This window comes from Pseudomonas sp. XWY-1 (assembly GCF_002953115.1).
GTDB lineage: Bacteria > Pseudomonadota > Gammaproteobacteria > Pseudomonadales > Pseudomonadaceae > Aquipseudomonas > Aquipseudomonas alloputida.
Map to the genome: position 1 here is coordinate 804,461 of NZ_CP026332.1, position 13,234 is coordinate 817,694.

At 61.7% G+C, this 13,234-nt stretch carries 17 protein-coding genes; 10 read left to right on the top strand and 7 right to left on the bottom strand.

Features of this window, described 5'->3' with window-relative positions:
- Positions 1–103: 103 nt before the first annotated feature.
- A complete protein-coding gene (locus tag PRJ_RS03880; protein ID WP_010951987.1) occupies positions 104–1,090 on the bottom strand; it encodes an NAD(P)/FAD-dependent oxidoreductase in 987 nt (328 codons plus the stop codon).
- Between the two features lie 186 nt (positions 1,091–1,276).
- Here PRJ_RS03880 and PRJ_RS03885 point away from each other — a divergent pair, with 186 nt between their 5' ends.
- Together PRJ_RS03885 and hemH are read left to right on the top strand one after the other, a co-directional pair.
- Positions 1,277–2,182 (top strand): TIGR01777 family oxidoreductase, encoded by a 906-nt coding sequence (locus PRJ_RS03885; RefSeq protein ID WP_010951988.1) that lies wholly within the window; start codon positions 1,277–1,279, stop codon positions 2,180–2,182.
- A gap of 13 nt (positions 2,183–2,195) precedes the next feature.
- Complete coding sequence (hemH, locus tag PRJ_RS03890; RefSeq protein ID WP_019437887.1) at positions 2,196–3,212, top strand: ferrochelatase; 1,017 nt, start codon at positions 2,196–2,198, stop codon at positions 3,210–3,212.
- Between the two features lie 35 nt (positions 3,213–3,247).
- Here hemH and PRJ_RS03895 read toward each other — a convergent pair whose 3' ends face one another.
- Positions 3,248–4,513, bottom strand: coding sequence for a uracil-xanthine permease family protein (locus tag PRJ_RS03895; protein WP_003247369.1), 1,266 nt, complete (start codon positions 4,511–4,513; stop codon positions 3,248–3,250).
- Positions 4,514–4,515: 2 nt separating this feature from the next.
- The gene (upp, locus tag PRJ_RS03900) at positions 4,516–5,154 is read right to left on the bottom strand and encodes a uracil phosphoribosyltransferase (protein ID WP_003247366.1); all 639 of its coding nucleotides are present in this window, start codon (positions 5,152–5,154) and stop codon (positions 4,516–4,518) included.
- Between the two features lie 162 nt (positions 5,155–5,316).
- On the opposite strand from upp, the gene PRJ_RS03905 reads away from it, so the two are divergent.
- From PRJ_RS03905 to PRJ_RS03920, 4 genes are all read left to right on the top strand, one after another.
- Positions 5,317–5,874, top strand: a complete 558-nt coding sequence (locus tag PRJ_RS03905) for a hypoxanthine-guanine phosphoribosyltransferase (protein ID WP_010951990.1) — start codon at positions 5,317–5,319, stop codon at positions 5,872–5,874.
- 2 nt (positions 5,875–5,876) lie between these two features.
- Positions 5,877–6,350 carry a WbuC family cupin fold metalloprotein gene (locus tag PRJ_RS03910; protein WP_104960778.1) on the top strand — a complete coding sequence of 158 codons (474 nt, stop codon included), beginning with the start codon at positions 5,877–5,879 and terminating at the stop codon, positions 6,348–6,350.
- Positions 6,351–6,401: 51 nt separating this feature from the next.
- Entirely contained in the window at positions 6,402–6,872 is a 471-nt protein-coding gene (locus PRJ_RS03915) for a hypothetical protein (RefSeq protein ID WP_003247361.1), read from the top strand.
- Between the two features lie 68 nt (positions 6,873–6,940).
- On the top strand, positions 6,941–7,231 hold the full coding sequence (locus PRJ_RS03920) for a PA4642 family protein (protein WP_003247360.1): 291 nt from the start codon (positions 6,941–6,943) through the stop codon (positions 7,229–7,231).
- 441 nt (positions 7,232–7,672) lie between these two features.
- Here PRJ_RS03920 and mqo read toward each other — a convergent pair whose 3' ends face one another.
- Both mqo and PRJ_RS03935 read right to left on the bottom strand, forming a co-directional pair.
- Positions 7,673–9,181 (bottom strand): malate dehydrogenase (quinone), encoded by a 1,509-nt coding sequence (gene mqo / locus PRJ_RS03930; protein WP_104960779.1) that lies wholly within the window; start codon positions 9,179–9,181, stop codon positions 7,673–7,675.
- 601 nt (positions 9,182–9,782) lie between these two features.
- Positions 9,783–10,016, bottom strand: coding sequence for a hypothetical protein (locus PRJ_RS03935; RefSeq protein ID WP_014589680.1), 234 nt, complete (start codon positions 10,014–10,016; stop codon positions 9,783–9,785).
- Between the two features lie 145 nt (positions 10,017–10,161).
- Here PRJ_RS03935 and PRJ_RS03940 point away from each other — a divergent pair, with 145 nt between their 5' ends.
- A complete protein-coding gene (locus PRJ_RS03940; RefSeq protein WP_010951995.1) occupies positions 10,162–10,746 on the top strand; it encodes a YajG family lipoprotein in 585 nt (194 codons plus the stop codon).
- A gap of 74 nt (positions 10,747–10,820) precedes the next feature.
- On the opposite strand, the gene PRJ_RS03945 is transcribed toward PRJ_RS03940, so the two are convergent.
- Positions 10,821–11,027: a hypothetical protein gene (locus PRJ_RS03945; protein WP_003247353.1), complete on the bottom strand. Its 207-nt coding sequence runs from the start codon at positions 11,025–11,027 to the stop codon at positions 10,821–10,823.
- 160 nt (positions 11,028–11,187) lie between these two features.
- On the opposite strand from PRJ_RS03945, the gene PRJ_RS03950 reads away from it, so the two are divergent.
- Positions 11,188–11,448, top strand: coding sequence for a hypothetical protein (locus PRJ_RS03950; RefSeq protein ID WP_104960780.1), 261 nt, complete (start codon positions 11,188–11,190; stop codon positions 11,446–11,448).
- 35 nt (positions 11,449–11,483) lie between these two features.
- On the opposite strand, the gene PRJ_RS03955 is transcribed toward PRJ_RS03950, so the two are convergent.
- Complete coding sequence (locus PRJ_RS03955; protein ID WP_014589682.1) at positions 11,484–12,653, bottom strand: 1-acyl-sn-glycerol-3-phosphate acyltransferase; 1,170 nt, start codon at positions 12,651–12,653, stop codon at positions 11,484–11,486.
- Between the two features lie 122 nt (positions 12,654–12,775).
- On the opposite strand from PRJ_RS03955, the gene PRJ_RS03960 reads away from it, so the two are divergent.
- Together PRJ_RS03960 and PRJ_RS03965 are read left to right on the top strand one after the other, a co-directional pair.
- On the top strand, positions 12,776–12,961 hold the full coding sequence (locus PRJ_RS03960; RefSeq protein WP_010951999.1) for a CPXCG motif-containing cysteine-rich protein: 186 nt from the start codon (positions 12,776–12,778) through the stop codon (positions 12,959–12,961).
- The gene (locus PRJ_RS03965; protein WP_020192887.1) at positions 12,961–13,221 is read left to right on the top strand and encodes a putative signal transducing protein; all 261 of its coding nucleotides are present in this window, start codon (positions 12,961–12,963) and stop codon (positions 13,219–13,221) included. Before PRJ_RS03960 ends, PRJ_RS03965 begins: the two co-directional genes overlap by 1 nt.
- Positions 13,222–13,234: the final 13 nt, after the last annotated feature.

A 13,234-nucleotide genomic window follows, 5' to 3' on the forward strand; every position in this document is an offset into this window, starting at 1 on the left:
GGCTGCCTCCGAAAATAAACCTGTACGTGACTCGAAACTTGTACAGGTTTATTTCAGCACAGCGCTGAAGTTATGCAAACTAGTATTTTTGTATAGTTCGGCATCACTCAAGGTGTTCGAGCAAGCGCCGCGCTGCTTCCTGGCCACTGAGCCATGCGCCCTCGACGCGGCCGGACAGGCACCAGTCCCCACAGGCGTACAAGCCCTGGTCAGCATCGGCCAGTGCGCCCCACTCATGGTTGCTACTGGGGCGGGCATAGAGCCAGCGGTGGGCCAGGGCGAAGGTGGGCGGGGGGACCACGCAGCCGACCAGCTCGGCGAATTCGCCCCACAGCTGCTCGATCACTTCATCCTTGGGCAGGTCGATGTGTTGCCGGCTCCAGTCTGACGTTGCGTGCAGTACCCAGGTGTCCAGGTGCTCGTCGCGGCCAGGCTTGCTGCGATTGCGGGCCAGCCAGTCCAGCGGGTTGTCCTGCACGAAGCAGCCTTGCATTGGTGTATCCAGCGGTGTCTCGAAGGCAAGGGCGACGGCCCAGGTAGGTTCCATTTGCACGCCAGCGGCCACGGCGGCCAGCTTCGGTGTGGCGGCCAGAAGTGGCGTGGCCTGCGGTGCCGGGACGGCAATGACCACACGGCTGTAGGGGCCGTGGCTGCAACCTTCGGTATCTTGCAGGTGCCAGTACTGCTTGCCGCGAAACACTTCCGCTATGCGGCAGCCGAAATTGACGGTGACGTCCTTGAGCAAGCCGCGGGTAATGGCGCTCATGCGTGGCACGCCCACCCAGCGCGTCTGCTCGTCGGGGGAGGGGGTAAGTTCGCCATCACGGTAGTTGTACAGTTGCGGTTTCCACTGCTCGGCCCAGCCGGCGGCCACCCACTGCTGCACCTGATCGACGAAGCGTCGGTCACGGGCAGTGAAGTACTGTGCGCCCAGGTCGAGCGCGCCGGCTTCGCTGCGCTTGCTGGCCATGCGCCCGCCACTGCCGTGGCCTTTGTCGAACAAGTGCACGGATTGCCCGGCCTTCTGCAAGGCCTGGGCGGCTGACAAACCGGCGATGCCGGCCCCGATGATGGCGATAGGTACTGTCATGATGGCCTCTTCAAACCTTGCTGTGAGCAGACTACGCTGTCAGGCAAACCTGTACAATGCCAAAATTATGTATAAGGTTATTCCGTGTTGGCGGCAGGTTGGCCTATGTTTATCCGAGAGCGTCGGGTCAAAAAAGTGCCTTGCTGTTAAAAATAGACCACCGACGCATTCTGCGAGGACACAGCCATGCATATATTGCTGACAGGTGGCACCGGTTTGATTGGCAAGCATCTGTGCCAGTACTGGCTGGGCCAAGGGCATCGGCTTACGGTTTGGAGCAGGCGTCCGGAACAGGTGGCGAAAATCTGTGGTAGCGGGGTGCGTGGTATCGCGCGCCTGGAGCAGCTGGAGGCCGACGATCATCTTGATGCGGTGGTCAACCTTGCCGGTGCGCCGATTGCCGACAGGCCCTGGACGGCTGCCCGGCGCAACGTGCTGTGGGCCAGCCGTGTCACCCTTACCGAGCAATTGCTGGCTTGGTTGGGCACCCGTGAGCAGCGCCCGGAGGTGTTGATCTCCGGCTCTGCGGTAGGTTGGTACGGAGACGGTGGCGAACGCGAACTGACCGAGGCTTCTCCCCCGGTGCGTGAAGATTTCGCCAGCCAGTTGTGTATTGCCTGGGAAGAGACCGCCCAGCGTTCGCAAGCGCAGGGGATACGCGTGGTACTGGTCCGTACCGGCCTGGTGCTGGCCAGCGATGGCGGCTTTTTGTCGCGCCTGCGCATGCCCTTCAAACTGGGGCTGGGCGGGCCTTTGGGCAATGGGCGGCAGTGGATGCCCTGGGTTCATATAGACGACCAGGTCGCCCTGATTGATTTTCTCTTGCAGCACAAGGATGCCAGCGGTCCTTATAATGCCTGCGCGCCGGAGCCTGTGCGCAACCGTGAGTTTGCCAGGCGACTGGGCCGCGCCCTGCATCGGCCGGCGCTGTTGCCAGTGCCGGCATTACTGCTCAAGGCCGGGCTTGGCGAGATGTCCACCTTGCTGCTGGGAGGCCAGCGGGCGCGCCCGGTACGCTTGCTGGAAGCCGGCTTCACCTTCCGCTTCAACGATCTGCAATCGGCGCTGGACAACCTGTCCAGTCGCCTCTGACATAGGACGCTGCATGACCGATCACGCCCTGCTGCTGGTCAACCTGGGTTCCCCGGCCTCCACCTCGGTGGCCGATGTGCGCCGCTACCTCAACCAGTTCCTCATGGACCCGTACGTGATCGACCTGCCGTGGCCGGTGCGGCGCTTGCTGGTGTCGCTGGTCCTGATCAAGCGCCCGGAGCAGTCGGCACATGCCTACGCTTCGATCTGGTGGGAGGAGGGCTCGCCTCTGGTTGTGCTGACCCGTCGCCTGCAGGCAGCGATGGCCGAGCACTGGCCCCATGGCCCGGTTGAAATCGCCATGCGCTACGGTCAGCCGGCCTTGCCTGATGTGCTGGCGCGGCTGGCCGCCCAAGGTGTGCGCAAGGTGACTTTGGCACCGCTTTATCCACAGTTCGCCGACAGCACGGTGACCACTGTGATCGAGCAGGCAAAACAGACGGTCAGTGAGCGCCAGTTACCGTTGCAGATGCGCGTGCTGCAGCCGTTCTACGAGCACCCGGCGTACATCGAGGCGCTGGCAGCCAGCGCCCGGCCGTACCTGGAGCAGGGTTACGACCACCTGCTACTGAGCTTCCATGGTTTGCCGGAACGGCACCTGAAGAAACTGTTTCCGAAGGGGGTCAAGCACGACCTGCGCGCTGCCGATTGCTGCCACGGTGCAACCGCCGAAGTACGTTCGGTTTGCTATCGCGGGCAATGCCTGGCTACGGCCAAAGCCTTTGCGCAGAGCATGGGCATACCGGATGGCAAATGGTCGGTATCGTTCCAGTCGCGGCTGGGCCGGGACAAGTGGATCGAACCCTACACCGAGACGCGGCTGGATGAGCTGGCCAAGGCCGGTGTGAAGAAGCTGCTGGTGATGTGCCCGGCGTTTGTGGCGGATTGCATCGAGACGCTGGAAGAGATAGGCATGCGTGGCAGCGAGCAGTTTGTCGAGGCGGGCGGCCAGGAGCTGGTGCTGGTGCCGTGCCTGAATGATCACCCTGAGTGGGTGAGGGTGTTGGCTGATATGTGTGAAAAGGCCTGAATCGAAGGGGCCGCTTTGCGGCCCCTTCCGACCGGTCATACATCCAGCTTCTTGTGCTTCCAGCTGTCATTACCCGGCAGAATCAGGTTCAGGGCGATAGCCACAATGGCGCACAGGGCAATGCCCTTCAGGCCCCAGTCATCCGGGCCGTCACCGCTGCCGATCAGCACGCCGCCGATACCGAACACCAGTGTCACCGAGACGATCACCAGGTTGCGTGCCTCGCCCAGGTCAATCTTGTGGCGGATCATGGTGTTCATGCCCACCGCTGCGATCGAGCCGAACAGCAGGCACAAGATGCCGCCCATCACCGGCACCGGGATGCTCTGCAGCAGCGCGCCGAACTTGCCGATGAATGCCAGGGTAATGGCGAAGACCGCCGCCCAGGTCATGATCTTCGGGTTGTAGTTCTTGGTCAGCATCACCGCGCCGGTCACTTCGGCGTAGGTGGTGTTGGGCGGGCCGCCGAACAGGCCGGCTGCAGTAGTCGCCAGGCCGTCGCCCAGCAACGTCCGGTGCAGCCCAGGCTTTTTCAGGTAGTCACGGCCGGTCACGCTGCCCACTGCGATCACCCCGCCGATATGCTCGATCGCCGGCGCCAGCGCAACCGGGACGATGAACAGAATGGCCTGCCAGTTGAACGCAGGGGCGGTGAAATTGGGGATTTCCAGCCATGGTGCGGCAGCGATCCTGGCGGTGTCGACCACGCCAAAGGCGAACGACAGGGCAAAGCCCACCAGCACGCCGGAGATGATGGGTACCAGGCGGAAAATGCCTTTGCCGAATACGGCAACGATCAAGGTTGTCAGCAGCGCTGGCATCGAGATCAGCATGGCCGTCTTGTACGGCATCAGTGCCGTACCGTCCCCACCTTTGCCCATCGCCATGTTGGCGGCGATCGGTGCCATGGCCAGGCCGATGGAGATGATCACCGGGCCGATCACCACCGGCGGCAGCATGCGGTCGATGAAACCGGTGCCTTTGATTTTTACCATCAGCCCCATGAAGGTGTACACGAAGCCGGCAGCCATTACGCCGCCCATGGTCTCGGCAAGGCCGAACTGGCCTTTGGCGAGGATGATCGGCGTGATGAAGGCAAAGCTCGAGGCCAGGAACACCGGTACCTGACGACCGGTGACCAGCTGGAATAGCAGCGTGCCGATGCCGGCGGTGAACAGCGCGACGTTCGGGTCGAGGCCGGTGATCAGGGGCATCAGCACCAGCGCGCCGAATGCCACGAAGAGCATCTGCGCGCCCGAAACGACCTGGCGCCAGAGCGGGTCGTTGAAGCCGTCCTGCATGGTCAGGCGTCCTTTTGCTTGGTGCCGAAGATCTTGTCACCGGCATCACCCAGGCCTGGCACGATGTAGCCGTGCTCGTTCAGGCGCTGGTCGATCGAGGCGGTGTAGATCTTCACGTCCGGGTGGGCTTTTTCCACCACCTCGATGCCTTCTGGCGCGGCGACCAGCACCATGGCGCGAATCTCTTTGCAGCCGGCCTTTTTCAGCAGGTCGATGGTGGCAACCATCGAGCCGCCGGTGGCCAGCATCGGGTCGATGATCAGGGCCAGGCGCTGGTTGATGTCCGGCGCGAGCTTTTCCAGATAGGTGTGGGCTTCGAGGGTTTCTTCGTTTCGGGCAACGCCGACGGCGCTGACCTTGGCACCCGGGATCAGGCTGAGCACGCCGTCGAGCATGCCGATGCCGGCGCGCAGGATCGGTACTACGGTGATCTTCTTGCCGGCGATTTTTTCAACCGAGACCTTGCCACACCAGCCGTCGATCTCGTAGGTTTCGAGGGGTAGGTCCTGGGTGGCTTCATACGTCAGGAGCGCGCCGACTTCCTGGGCGAGTTCGCGAAAATTCTTGGTGCTGATATCGGCACGGCGCATCAGGCCAAGCTTGTGGCGGATCAGCGGATGGCGGATCTCACGAGTGGGCATAGGGGAGGGCTCCGAAAGGCGGGCAAAAAAACCGCGCTAGATTAATCTATTCAGCCTGTGCTGTCGTCTGGTCATTCTGGACGTTAGTCCATAAATGCTTGATCTGTGACGAGCGGATGCGTACCTTTGCCCGCTTTTCCAAAATGCCCCCCGGAGCGCGCCATGTCCGCCGATCTCGAGCATATCCGTCAAGTCATGCATGAAGCTGACTGCCTGTACACCGAAGCCGAAGTCGAAGCGGCCATCGCCAAAGTCGGCGAGCAGATCTGCAAGGACCTGCACGACAAGAACCCGGTTGTGTTCTGCGTGATGAACGGTGGCCTGATCTTCTCCGGCAAACTGCTGACCCACCTGCAGTTCCCGCTGGAAGCCTCGTACCTGCACGCTACCCGCTACCGCAATCAGACCAGCGGCGGCGAGCTTTTCTGGAAGGCCAAGCCGGAAGTGTCGTTCATCGACCGTGACGTGTTGATCGTTGACGATATCCTCGACGAAGGCCACACCCTCAGCGCCATCATCGAGTTTTGCAAGCATGCCGGCGCCCGCTCGGTGTACACCGCTGTGCTGATCGACAAGGACCACGACCGCAAGGCAAGCCCTGACCTCAAGGCCAACTATGTGGGCCTGCCTTGTGTCGATCGCTATATCTTCGGTTACGGCATGGACTACAAAGGTTACTGGCGCAACGCTAACGGCATCTTCGCCGTAAAGGGGCTGTAACCGTGCGCCAGCCTGCGTTCATCGACCAATCGCTGTTCGCCGGGCTGGCCGAAAAGGCCGCTGCCAACCCGCGCGGGCGGCAGCACCATAACTTTCACGCTATGGAAGAGCCCTGCCACCGCATGGCCGTCGGGCTGCAACCGGGCACCTACATTCCGCCGCATCGCCATTTGAGCGCCGACAAGGCTGAAACCTTGATAGCGCTCAAGGGGCGTTTTGGCCTGTTGATCTTCGATGAACAAGGCGCGGTGACTGACAAGCGGGTGCTGCAGGCCGGTGGCGACTGTCTGGGTGTGGATCTGGCGCCTGGTACCTACCATGGCTTGGTGGTGCTGGAGCCTGACAGCATCCTGTTCGAGTGCAAGGCTGGGCCATACCGACCAGTGGGCGAGGGCGAGCACGCACACTGGGCGCCGCGCGAGGGTGAAACCGGCGTGACCGATTACCAGGCCTGGATGCGCGCGCAGTTCGATTGATATCGGCTGCACCCGGCATGCTAGAGTGCTCCTTCATACAAGGAGCCTCACATGCGTGCGATTCTTCCCCTCCTGCTTGCGGTCAGCCTGCCGCTCGCTGCCGCACCGCTGCACAGCCAGTTCCTGCCTCCTGATGACCAGTCCCTGCGCCAGGAAGCACCGACCAGCCAGCAATTGCTGCAAGTGACTGACTATTCGGTGGTCGTAGGGGCCCAGCGCCAGTCCGATCAGCAGCCGATCCCGATCACATCGTCGTTGCAGGTGCGCCTGAAGGGCAAGCCGCTGAGCAAGGGCGCGACCATTGCCCAGGTGCTGCTGACGTTCGATGGTGAAGCGGCCAAAAGCCTGAAAAAGCCTGTGTATGACGCTAAAACCCGCACCTTGAGCCTGAATTACCCGGTCAGCAACTACCGGGTGGTCATGGACCTGCTGCGTAACGAAACCCTGTACGTGCAGTTTCTGACTTATGGCAACGGCCACATCTGGGCCGACTTGCACACCGGGACGGTACGTACGCGTTGAGGCGCGAAGCCTGCGGGGGGTAAACTGCCGGCCTTCGAAATTCCGTGATGGTCCAGTTGGAGTCGGCAATGCGTAAAGACAAGAAACAGGTAATCGGTGACGAAATCAGCGACGACTACATCAAGTCGTTCCTTCAGTTCGAGCCGGCCGATGGTGTGACTTCGCCGTCGCTGCACAAGCTGGTCAAGGCCTACCGTGGCCTGCGCGTGGACGACTTCGAGCGCTTTGTAGGCTTCTTCGTCGAAGCTGGCCTGGACCTGGACGGCAAGGACGAGCACGGCAAGACCTTCGTCGAGCAGATTGCCGACCAGCGCAATGCCCCTGAGTACATCGAGATCATCGATAAAGCCCGCGGCTGATCTGTAGCCAGTGCCGGCCTCTTCGCGGGCGCGCCCGCTCCCACAGGAGTCGCGCCGCACCTGCGGGCATTACCGAACCTGTGGGAGCGGGCATGCCCGCGAAGAGGCCGGTACAGGCTGATCAAGCGCTAGGCACAAAAAAACGCCCCGAGGGGCGTTTTTGCGTTTCAGGCCGGCTTAGGCGTAATAGACCTTCGTCGAGCAGATTGCCGACCAGCGCAATGCCCCTGAGTACATCGAGATCATCGTAAAGCCCGCGGCTGATCTGTAGCCAGTGCCGGCCTCTTCGCGGGCGCGCCCGCTCCCACAGGAGTCGCGTCGCACCTGCGGGCATTACCGAACCTGTGGGAGCGGGCATGCCCGCGAAGAGGCCGGTACAGGCTGATCAAGCGCTAGGCACAAAAAAACGCCCCGAGGGGCGTTTTTTCGTTAGCGGGCGGTTCAGGCGTAATGCTTGGCCGCCGGGCTGCTTTCTGCCAGGTCCAGGGCCGCGTCGTTATCGGCACTGATCTTGTGGTACAGCGCAGCATCGGTTGCCAGGGTCTTCTCGCGAGCCGGGAAGATTTCCTTGAGCTTGGCAGCCCAGGCGCCCTTGGCCTGCTCGGGGAAGCAGCGCTCGATCAGTTCCAGCATGATCGATACGGTTACCGAAGCACCCGGCGATGCGCCGAGCAGTGCAGCCAGGCTGCCGTCCTGGGCCGAGACCAGCTCGGTACCGAACTGCAGCACGCCGCCTTTTTTCGGGTCTTTCTTGATGATCTGCACGCGCTGACCCGCCACTTCCAGGCGCCAGTCTTCGGCCTTGGCCTGCGGATAGAAACGACGCAGGGCTTCCAGACGCTGCTCCATCGACTGCATCACTTCGCTGACCAGGTACTTGGTCAGGTCCATGTTGTCGCGGGCCACGGCCAGCATCGGGCCGATGTTGCCCATGCGCACCGACAGCGGCAGGTCCATCAGCGAGCCGTGCTTGAGGAACTTGGTAGTGAAACCGGCATACGGGCCGAACAGCAGCGAAGTCTTGCCGTCCACGACGCGTGTGTCCAGGTGCGGCACCGACATCGGCGGGGCGCCGACAGCGGCCTGGCTGTAGACCTTGGCCTGGTGCTGCTTGACGATTTCCGGGTTGTCGCAACGCAGCCACTGGCCGCTGACCGGGAAGCCGCCGAAGCCTTTGCTTTCCGGGATGCCGGACAACTGCAGCAGCGGCAGGGCCGCGCCGCCAGCGCCGAGGAAGACGAAGCGGGCGTCGACTTCACGGCTGCCGCCGCTGTTGACGTCCTTGATGCTCACGGTCCAGCCGCTGCCGTTACGGCGCAGGCCGACAACCTTCTTGCTGTACTTGACCTGCGCGTCCGGCGAGTCGCTCAGCAGCTTGAGCAGCTTGTTGGTCAGTGCGCCGAAGTTGACGTCGGTGCCTTTGGCCACGCGGGTAGCGGCGATGTGCTGGTCGGCCGGGCGGCCAGGCATCATCAGCGGCATCCAGTCGTTCATCACGGCCTTGTCTTCGGTGTATTCCATCTCGGCGAAGGCGTGGTGCTGCTTGAGCAGCTCGAAACGCTTCTTGAGGAAGGAAACACCCTTGTCACCCTCGACGTAGCTCAGGTGCGGGACAGGGTTGATGAAGGCACGCGCCGAGCCGAAGTTGCCCTTCTTGGTCAGGTAGGCCCAGAACTGGCGCGAAACCTCGAACTGGGTGTTGATGTGCACGGCCTTCTTGATGTCGATGCTGCCATCGGCGGCCTGCGGCGTGTAGTTCAGCTCGCACAGGCCGGCGTGGCCGGTGCCTGCGTTGTTCCAGGGGTTGGAGCTTTCCGCGGCCCCGGAGTCCATCGCCTCGACGACCTCAAGCTTCAGGGTCGGGTCAAGCTCCTTGAGCAGTACGGCCAGGGTGGCACTCATGATGCCCGCGCCTACCAGTACCACATCAACCGATTCGTTCTGCGCCATTTAACGCGTCTCCACAATCTACAGCTACCTAATTGACAGCATAGGACCTGGGTTTGCCAGGGTCGCCATGTCCGACTTTTCGCAGTTCTTGCAACTTCCGCGGACACCGCCAATCAGTCTTCGGGTTCGTGTATTGAACGCCGTTTGCCACAGGTGCGGCAATTCGACTTATGGTCAAGGTGTCGTGCGTGCGTTATGGAACGGTTCAGACACTCATACGGGATGAGCGCATCTGCCGCCTGTTCAGGGCTGTTCGGGACACATCTGCCGCTTTTGCACATGCCAGACTGTTCATTTGCTCGCCACACTCTTGTGAAGTTGTGAAAACCGTTTTTTCACGCTCTTTTGGAGACGTGAACCTCAAAAGGGGACTGCGCGATGGCAACCCGCAGGTTCATGCAGTGTGAAGGGCCGGAAAAAGCAGGCACGACAGCCGATGCAAGACCTGAGTGGAAGGCTCTCTGTGGGCGAAGCGGTGAAGTTGCCGGGGTCAATCGGCGAGTGCGGGGCCCGATCAGGAGACGTCCTTATAATCGGGGGGAGATTATAGCGATGTCGCGGGCAGAAATGTCGCCATTCGTGGTTTTTATTGCAGCGTTTGTCAGGCAGCGAGGAGGCGCTGGTGCCAACGGCGGTTTGCGCGGGCGCAAACCCGGGCTTCGATGGGCAGCTCGCGGCCCAGCCAGGCCAGCTGAATTTCGCTGATCTGCACCCAGTCGATGCCGCTTGGTGCCTGGCTGCATTGCTTGAACGCCAGGCATTTGCCATCCGCGTCAAGGCGGGCATAAGCGTTGTAGCGCGGCCGTTGGAAGAGCTGAGTCCAGAGCGAGGTCATGGCGGCGAGTCCTTTGCGTTAGGGCTTGGCGCAAGGATAAGGGTGTGGCGATGAAACGATTGTGACAAGCGGGCCGGGCCGATGACTGGTCTGTGCCTGGCTAGGTATACTGTGGGCCTTTGCCGCATTTTCTGGAGAAACGCGCATGTTGCAACGTCTGTTGTTCGGTTTGATCGCCGTGGCCAGCCTTAGCCTGGTCGGTTGTGCCCACAGCCCGCAACAACTCAACCCGCAACCCACGCTCAAGGCCCAGCTGGCCCCGGTCGGTCATGGCCAGCCGGTGGTGGTCCGGGTAGTTGATGGCCGGCCTTCGCAGTCCCTGGGTACCCGCGGTGGCATGTACCCCGAGACCAGCACCATCAGCGTCAGCGGTAATGACGTGGTGCCCAAGCTGCAGGCTCAGGCTGAAGCGGCTGTGCGCCTGCTCGGCTTCACCCCGACCCCGAACGCCGGCAATGCGCCGCAGCTGACCGTGACCTTGGCCGAGCTGAAGTATCAGTCGCCGAAAGACAACCTTTACGTGACCGAGGCCACCATCGGCGCCACCTTCCGCGCTGATGTGACCAATGGCGGCCGCCGTTACAGCGGCCGTTATGGCGCTTCGCTGGACCAGCGTTTCGGCATGGCGCCGAACCAGGACACCAACACCCAGCTGGTGGGTGATGTGCTGAGCGATGCCCTGACCCGCCTGTTCAAGGACCCGAGCATCGGGCAGGTGCTGGGTCAGTAAGCTTCAGGTGGTGCAAGAAAACCCGCTGCCTGAGTGACAGGCAGCGGGTTTTTTGTTGTCTGGCCGGTACAGATCTACGCCGCTTCTATGTGGAAATCCAGCAAGCTGAACCCAGTGCCGGCATCCACTTCGGGCAAGTCCTCATGCACATGTCCGCCAAGCGCACAGTAGACCAGCCACTGGCGGTCCTGCACGTTGATGGCAAAACCATCGATCAGCGCCTGTTGTTCATCGCTCTGGGCAACGAGGTAGAGGCGGTCCTGGTTTTCGGCGTGCAACATGAAAAAGCTCCGGGTCATCAAAAGGTCGACAGGGTCGCCTGTATGGATGACGAGCGGATGACAGATGAAATTTAATGACAGTTTGTCGCCAAGGCCGGGCGCCACGGTGCGACTTGGGTAGAATGCTGGCCTTTGCCACTGCTCACACCGAGGTTGCGTGATGTCCTTGCAAGTGCTCTGGGGGTTCCTGGCCGCCCATCCCACCAAGCTGATCAACCTGCTGGCGCTGCTGCTGACCTGCCCGGGCGGTTTGCTGCTGCACAGTGCGCGGCGGCGTGAGGCCGAAACCCGCCAGTACATGGCAGTAGACGACGGGGTAGTGGACGCTTTCGACCTTCGGGTGCCGAAATACTTCTACATTCTGGGCTTTTCGTGCCTGGCGATGGCGCTGCTGCTGTCCTGGTTCAGCACCTGGATCTGAGCACCATCGGGGCTGCAACGCAGCCCCAAACCTGATCAGGCTACAGGTGCCTGCTGCCTGACCTGATACTGGTTGCGCACCGGCGTCGCATACTGCAACACCAGGTATGGCCGCTGCTCTTGCGGGCAGGCATCCAGGCGCCGTTGCCATTCTTCCTTGGCCTTGGCCAGCTCATCCGCCGGGAACACCTTCTCGGCGCTTGGCACCTGCAGGGCTTCGTCCTTGCCCTCCCACATCGCATATGCCAGGTAATGCACCGGGAACAGTCGGTAGCCCCCCAGAATCTGCCGGTCAATCTCTGCCGCCAGCTGTTTTGTGTCTTCGTGGTACTCGGTTACCGGCGGCGCGAAGTTGATGTGGACTCGGCCCTTGTAGCCGGTAATGCCTTTGGCAATGCTGTTGTCATCTTCGCCCGGCGCCTTCTTGTAGGTGCCGGTAGTGGCGCGGATGTACAGCTCGCGGGCCTTGGCCTGGTCGCACGGGTCGTATTCGTAGCTGATCGACACCGGGGTCAGGTTCAGGCTCTGGATCACTGCACCGAACGGTTCGTCCTTGCGGCTCATGTGGAACATCTTGAGGATCGCCGAGTCGGTACGGTCGTCACCGTCCTTGGCCCGACCTTCGGCCTGGGCGATCCAGATCGAGGTGGCATCGTTGCGGATCGAGTGGTTGATGTAAGCCGACAGCAGTTGGTAAGCAGCCAGTTTTTCGCGCCGCCCGCTGATCGAACGGTGCACGATGAAGCTCTTGTTCAGGCGCATCATGTCGCTGACAAAGGGCTTTTGCAGCAAGTTGTCGCCAATGGCGATGCGCGGCGTGGGCAGGCCGGCGTGGTACACCGCATAGTTGACGAAGGCCGGGTCCATGACGATGTCACGGTGGTTGGCCAGGAACAGGTAGGCGGTGCCGGCCTTGAGCTGTTCCACTCCCGAGTAGGTGACGCCGTCGGTGGCGCGATCGATGGTCTGGTCGACGTAGTACTCGACTTTGTCCTGCAAGGTCGAGACACAGGTAACACCGGCGAATTCCTTGCGCAGGCGGCGTGCGATCAAGGGCTTGAGCAACCAGCCGAGAGCGCCGGCCGCCCGTGGAAAGCGGAAGTGGGTGAGGATATCGAGGAATGCCGGGTCGCTGAGCAGGCGTGCCAGAACGGCAGGGACCTCAGCGTCGTCGTACGGTCGGATGGCATCGAATTCGCCCATCATGCTCTCTTGTTGGAAACGGCTAGGGTAATAAGGTAGGGACGGGCTCCGAAAAACGGCTCGGACGCACACAGACCCTGTAAACAGACCGGCAATTATACGCATAAGTCACTGCGGAGGCCGCGATGCTGGAAACCGACTTCTATGATTGCCCTTATTGTGGCGAACGTGTGGAAACTACCGTCGATCTGTCTGCGGGCGACCAGGTTTATACCGAGGATTGCCAGGTGTGCTGCCAGCCTGTGGTGTGCATTCTGCAGGTGCATGGTGACGAATGGATGCTTGAAGTCCGCCGCGAGGACGACACCTGATGCAGCGTATCTACGAACCGGAAAGCCTGCTCGAGGCGCAAATGCTGGCAGGCATGCTTGCCAGCGAGGGGATCGATGTACACGTGGTCGGCCGTGACCTGGTCGGTGCCGCTGGCGAGCTGCCCTTGCAGGGCCTGCTGGGGCTCGTCGTGGCTGATGAGCAGGCCGAATGCGCACGGCAGCTGATCGATGCGTACAATGATGCCCAGCCACTGGTTGGCGACGAACCGGAGAATGTCCCCGGTACCTTGATCTGCTAGGTTCTGAATTCGC

Excerpts from the sequence above, each read along its gene's own strand:
- PRJ_RS03880 (WP_010951987.1), bottom strand. The coding sequence starts at position 1,090 with ATGACAGTACCTATCGCCATCATCGGGGCCGGCATCGCCGGTTTGTCA.
- PRJ_RS03885 (WP_010951988.1), top strand. The coding sequence starts at position 1,277 with ATGCATATATTGCTGACAGGTGGCACCGGTTTGATTGGCAAGCATCTG.
- hemH (WP_019437887.1), top strand. The coding sequence starts at position 2,196 with ATGACCGATCACGCCCTGCTGCTGGTCAACCTGGGTTCCCCGGCCTCC.
- PRJ_RS03895 (WP_003247369.1), bottom strand. The coding sequence starts at position 4,513 with ATGCAGGACGGCTTCAACGACCCGCTCTGGCGCCAGGTCGTTTCGGGC.
- upp (WP_003247366.1), bottom strand. The coding sequence starts at position 5,154 with ATGCCCACTCGTGAGATCCGCCATCCGCTGATCCGCCACAAGCTTGGC.
- PRJ_RS03905 (WP_010951990.1), top strand. The coding sequence starts at position 5,317 with ATGTCCGCCGATCTCGAGCATATCCGTCAAGTCATGCATGAAGCTGAC.
- PRJ_RS03915 (WP_003247361.1), top strand. The coding sequence starts at position 6,402 with ATGCGTGCGATTCTTCCCCTCCTGCTTGCGGTCAGCCTGCCGCTCGCT.
- PRJ_RS03920 (WP_003247360.1), top strand. The coding sequence starts at position 6,941 with ATGCGTAAAGACAAGAAACAGGTAATCGGTGACGAAATCAGCGACGAC.
- mqo (WP_104960779.1), bottom strand. The coding sequence starts at position 9,181 with ATGGCGCAGAACGAATCGGTTGATGTGGTACTGGTAGGCGCGGGCATC.
- PRJ_RS03935 (WP_014589680.1), bottom strand. The coding sequence starts at position 10,016 with ATGACCTCGCTCTGGACTCAGCTCTTCCAACGGCCGCGCTACAACGCT.
- PRJ_RS03940 (WP_010951995.1), top strand. The coding sequence starts at position 10,162 with ATGTTGCAACGTCTGTTGTTCGGTTTGATCGCCGTGGCCAGCCTTAGC.
- PRJ_RS03945 (WP_003247353.1), bottom strand. The coding sequence starts at position 11,027 with ATGTTGCACGCCGAAAACCAGGACCGCCTCTACCTCGTTGCCCAGAGC.
- PRJ_RS03950 (WP_104960780.1), top strand. The coding sequence starts at position 11,188 with ATGTCCTTGCAAGTGCTCTGGGGGTTCCTGGCCGCCCATCCCACCAAG.
- PRJ_RS03955 (WP_014589682.1), bottom strand. The coding sequence starts at position 12,653 with ATGATGGGCGAATTCGATGCCATCCGACCGTACGACGACGCTGAGGTC.
- PRJ_RS03960 (WP_010951999.1), top strand. The coding sequence starts at position 12,776 with ATGCTGGAAACCGACTTCTATGATTGCCCTTATTGTGGCGAACGTGTG.
- PRJ_RS03965 (WP_020192887.1), top strand. The coding sequence starts at position 12,961 with ATGCAGCGTATCTACGAACCGGAAAGCCTGCTCGAGGCGCAAATGCTG.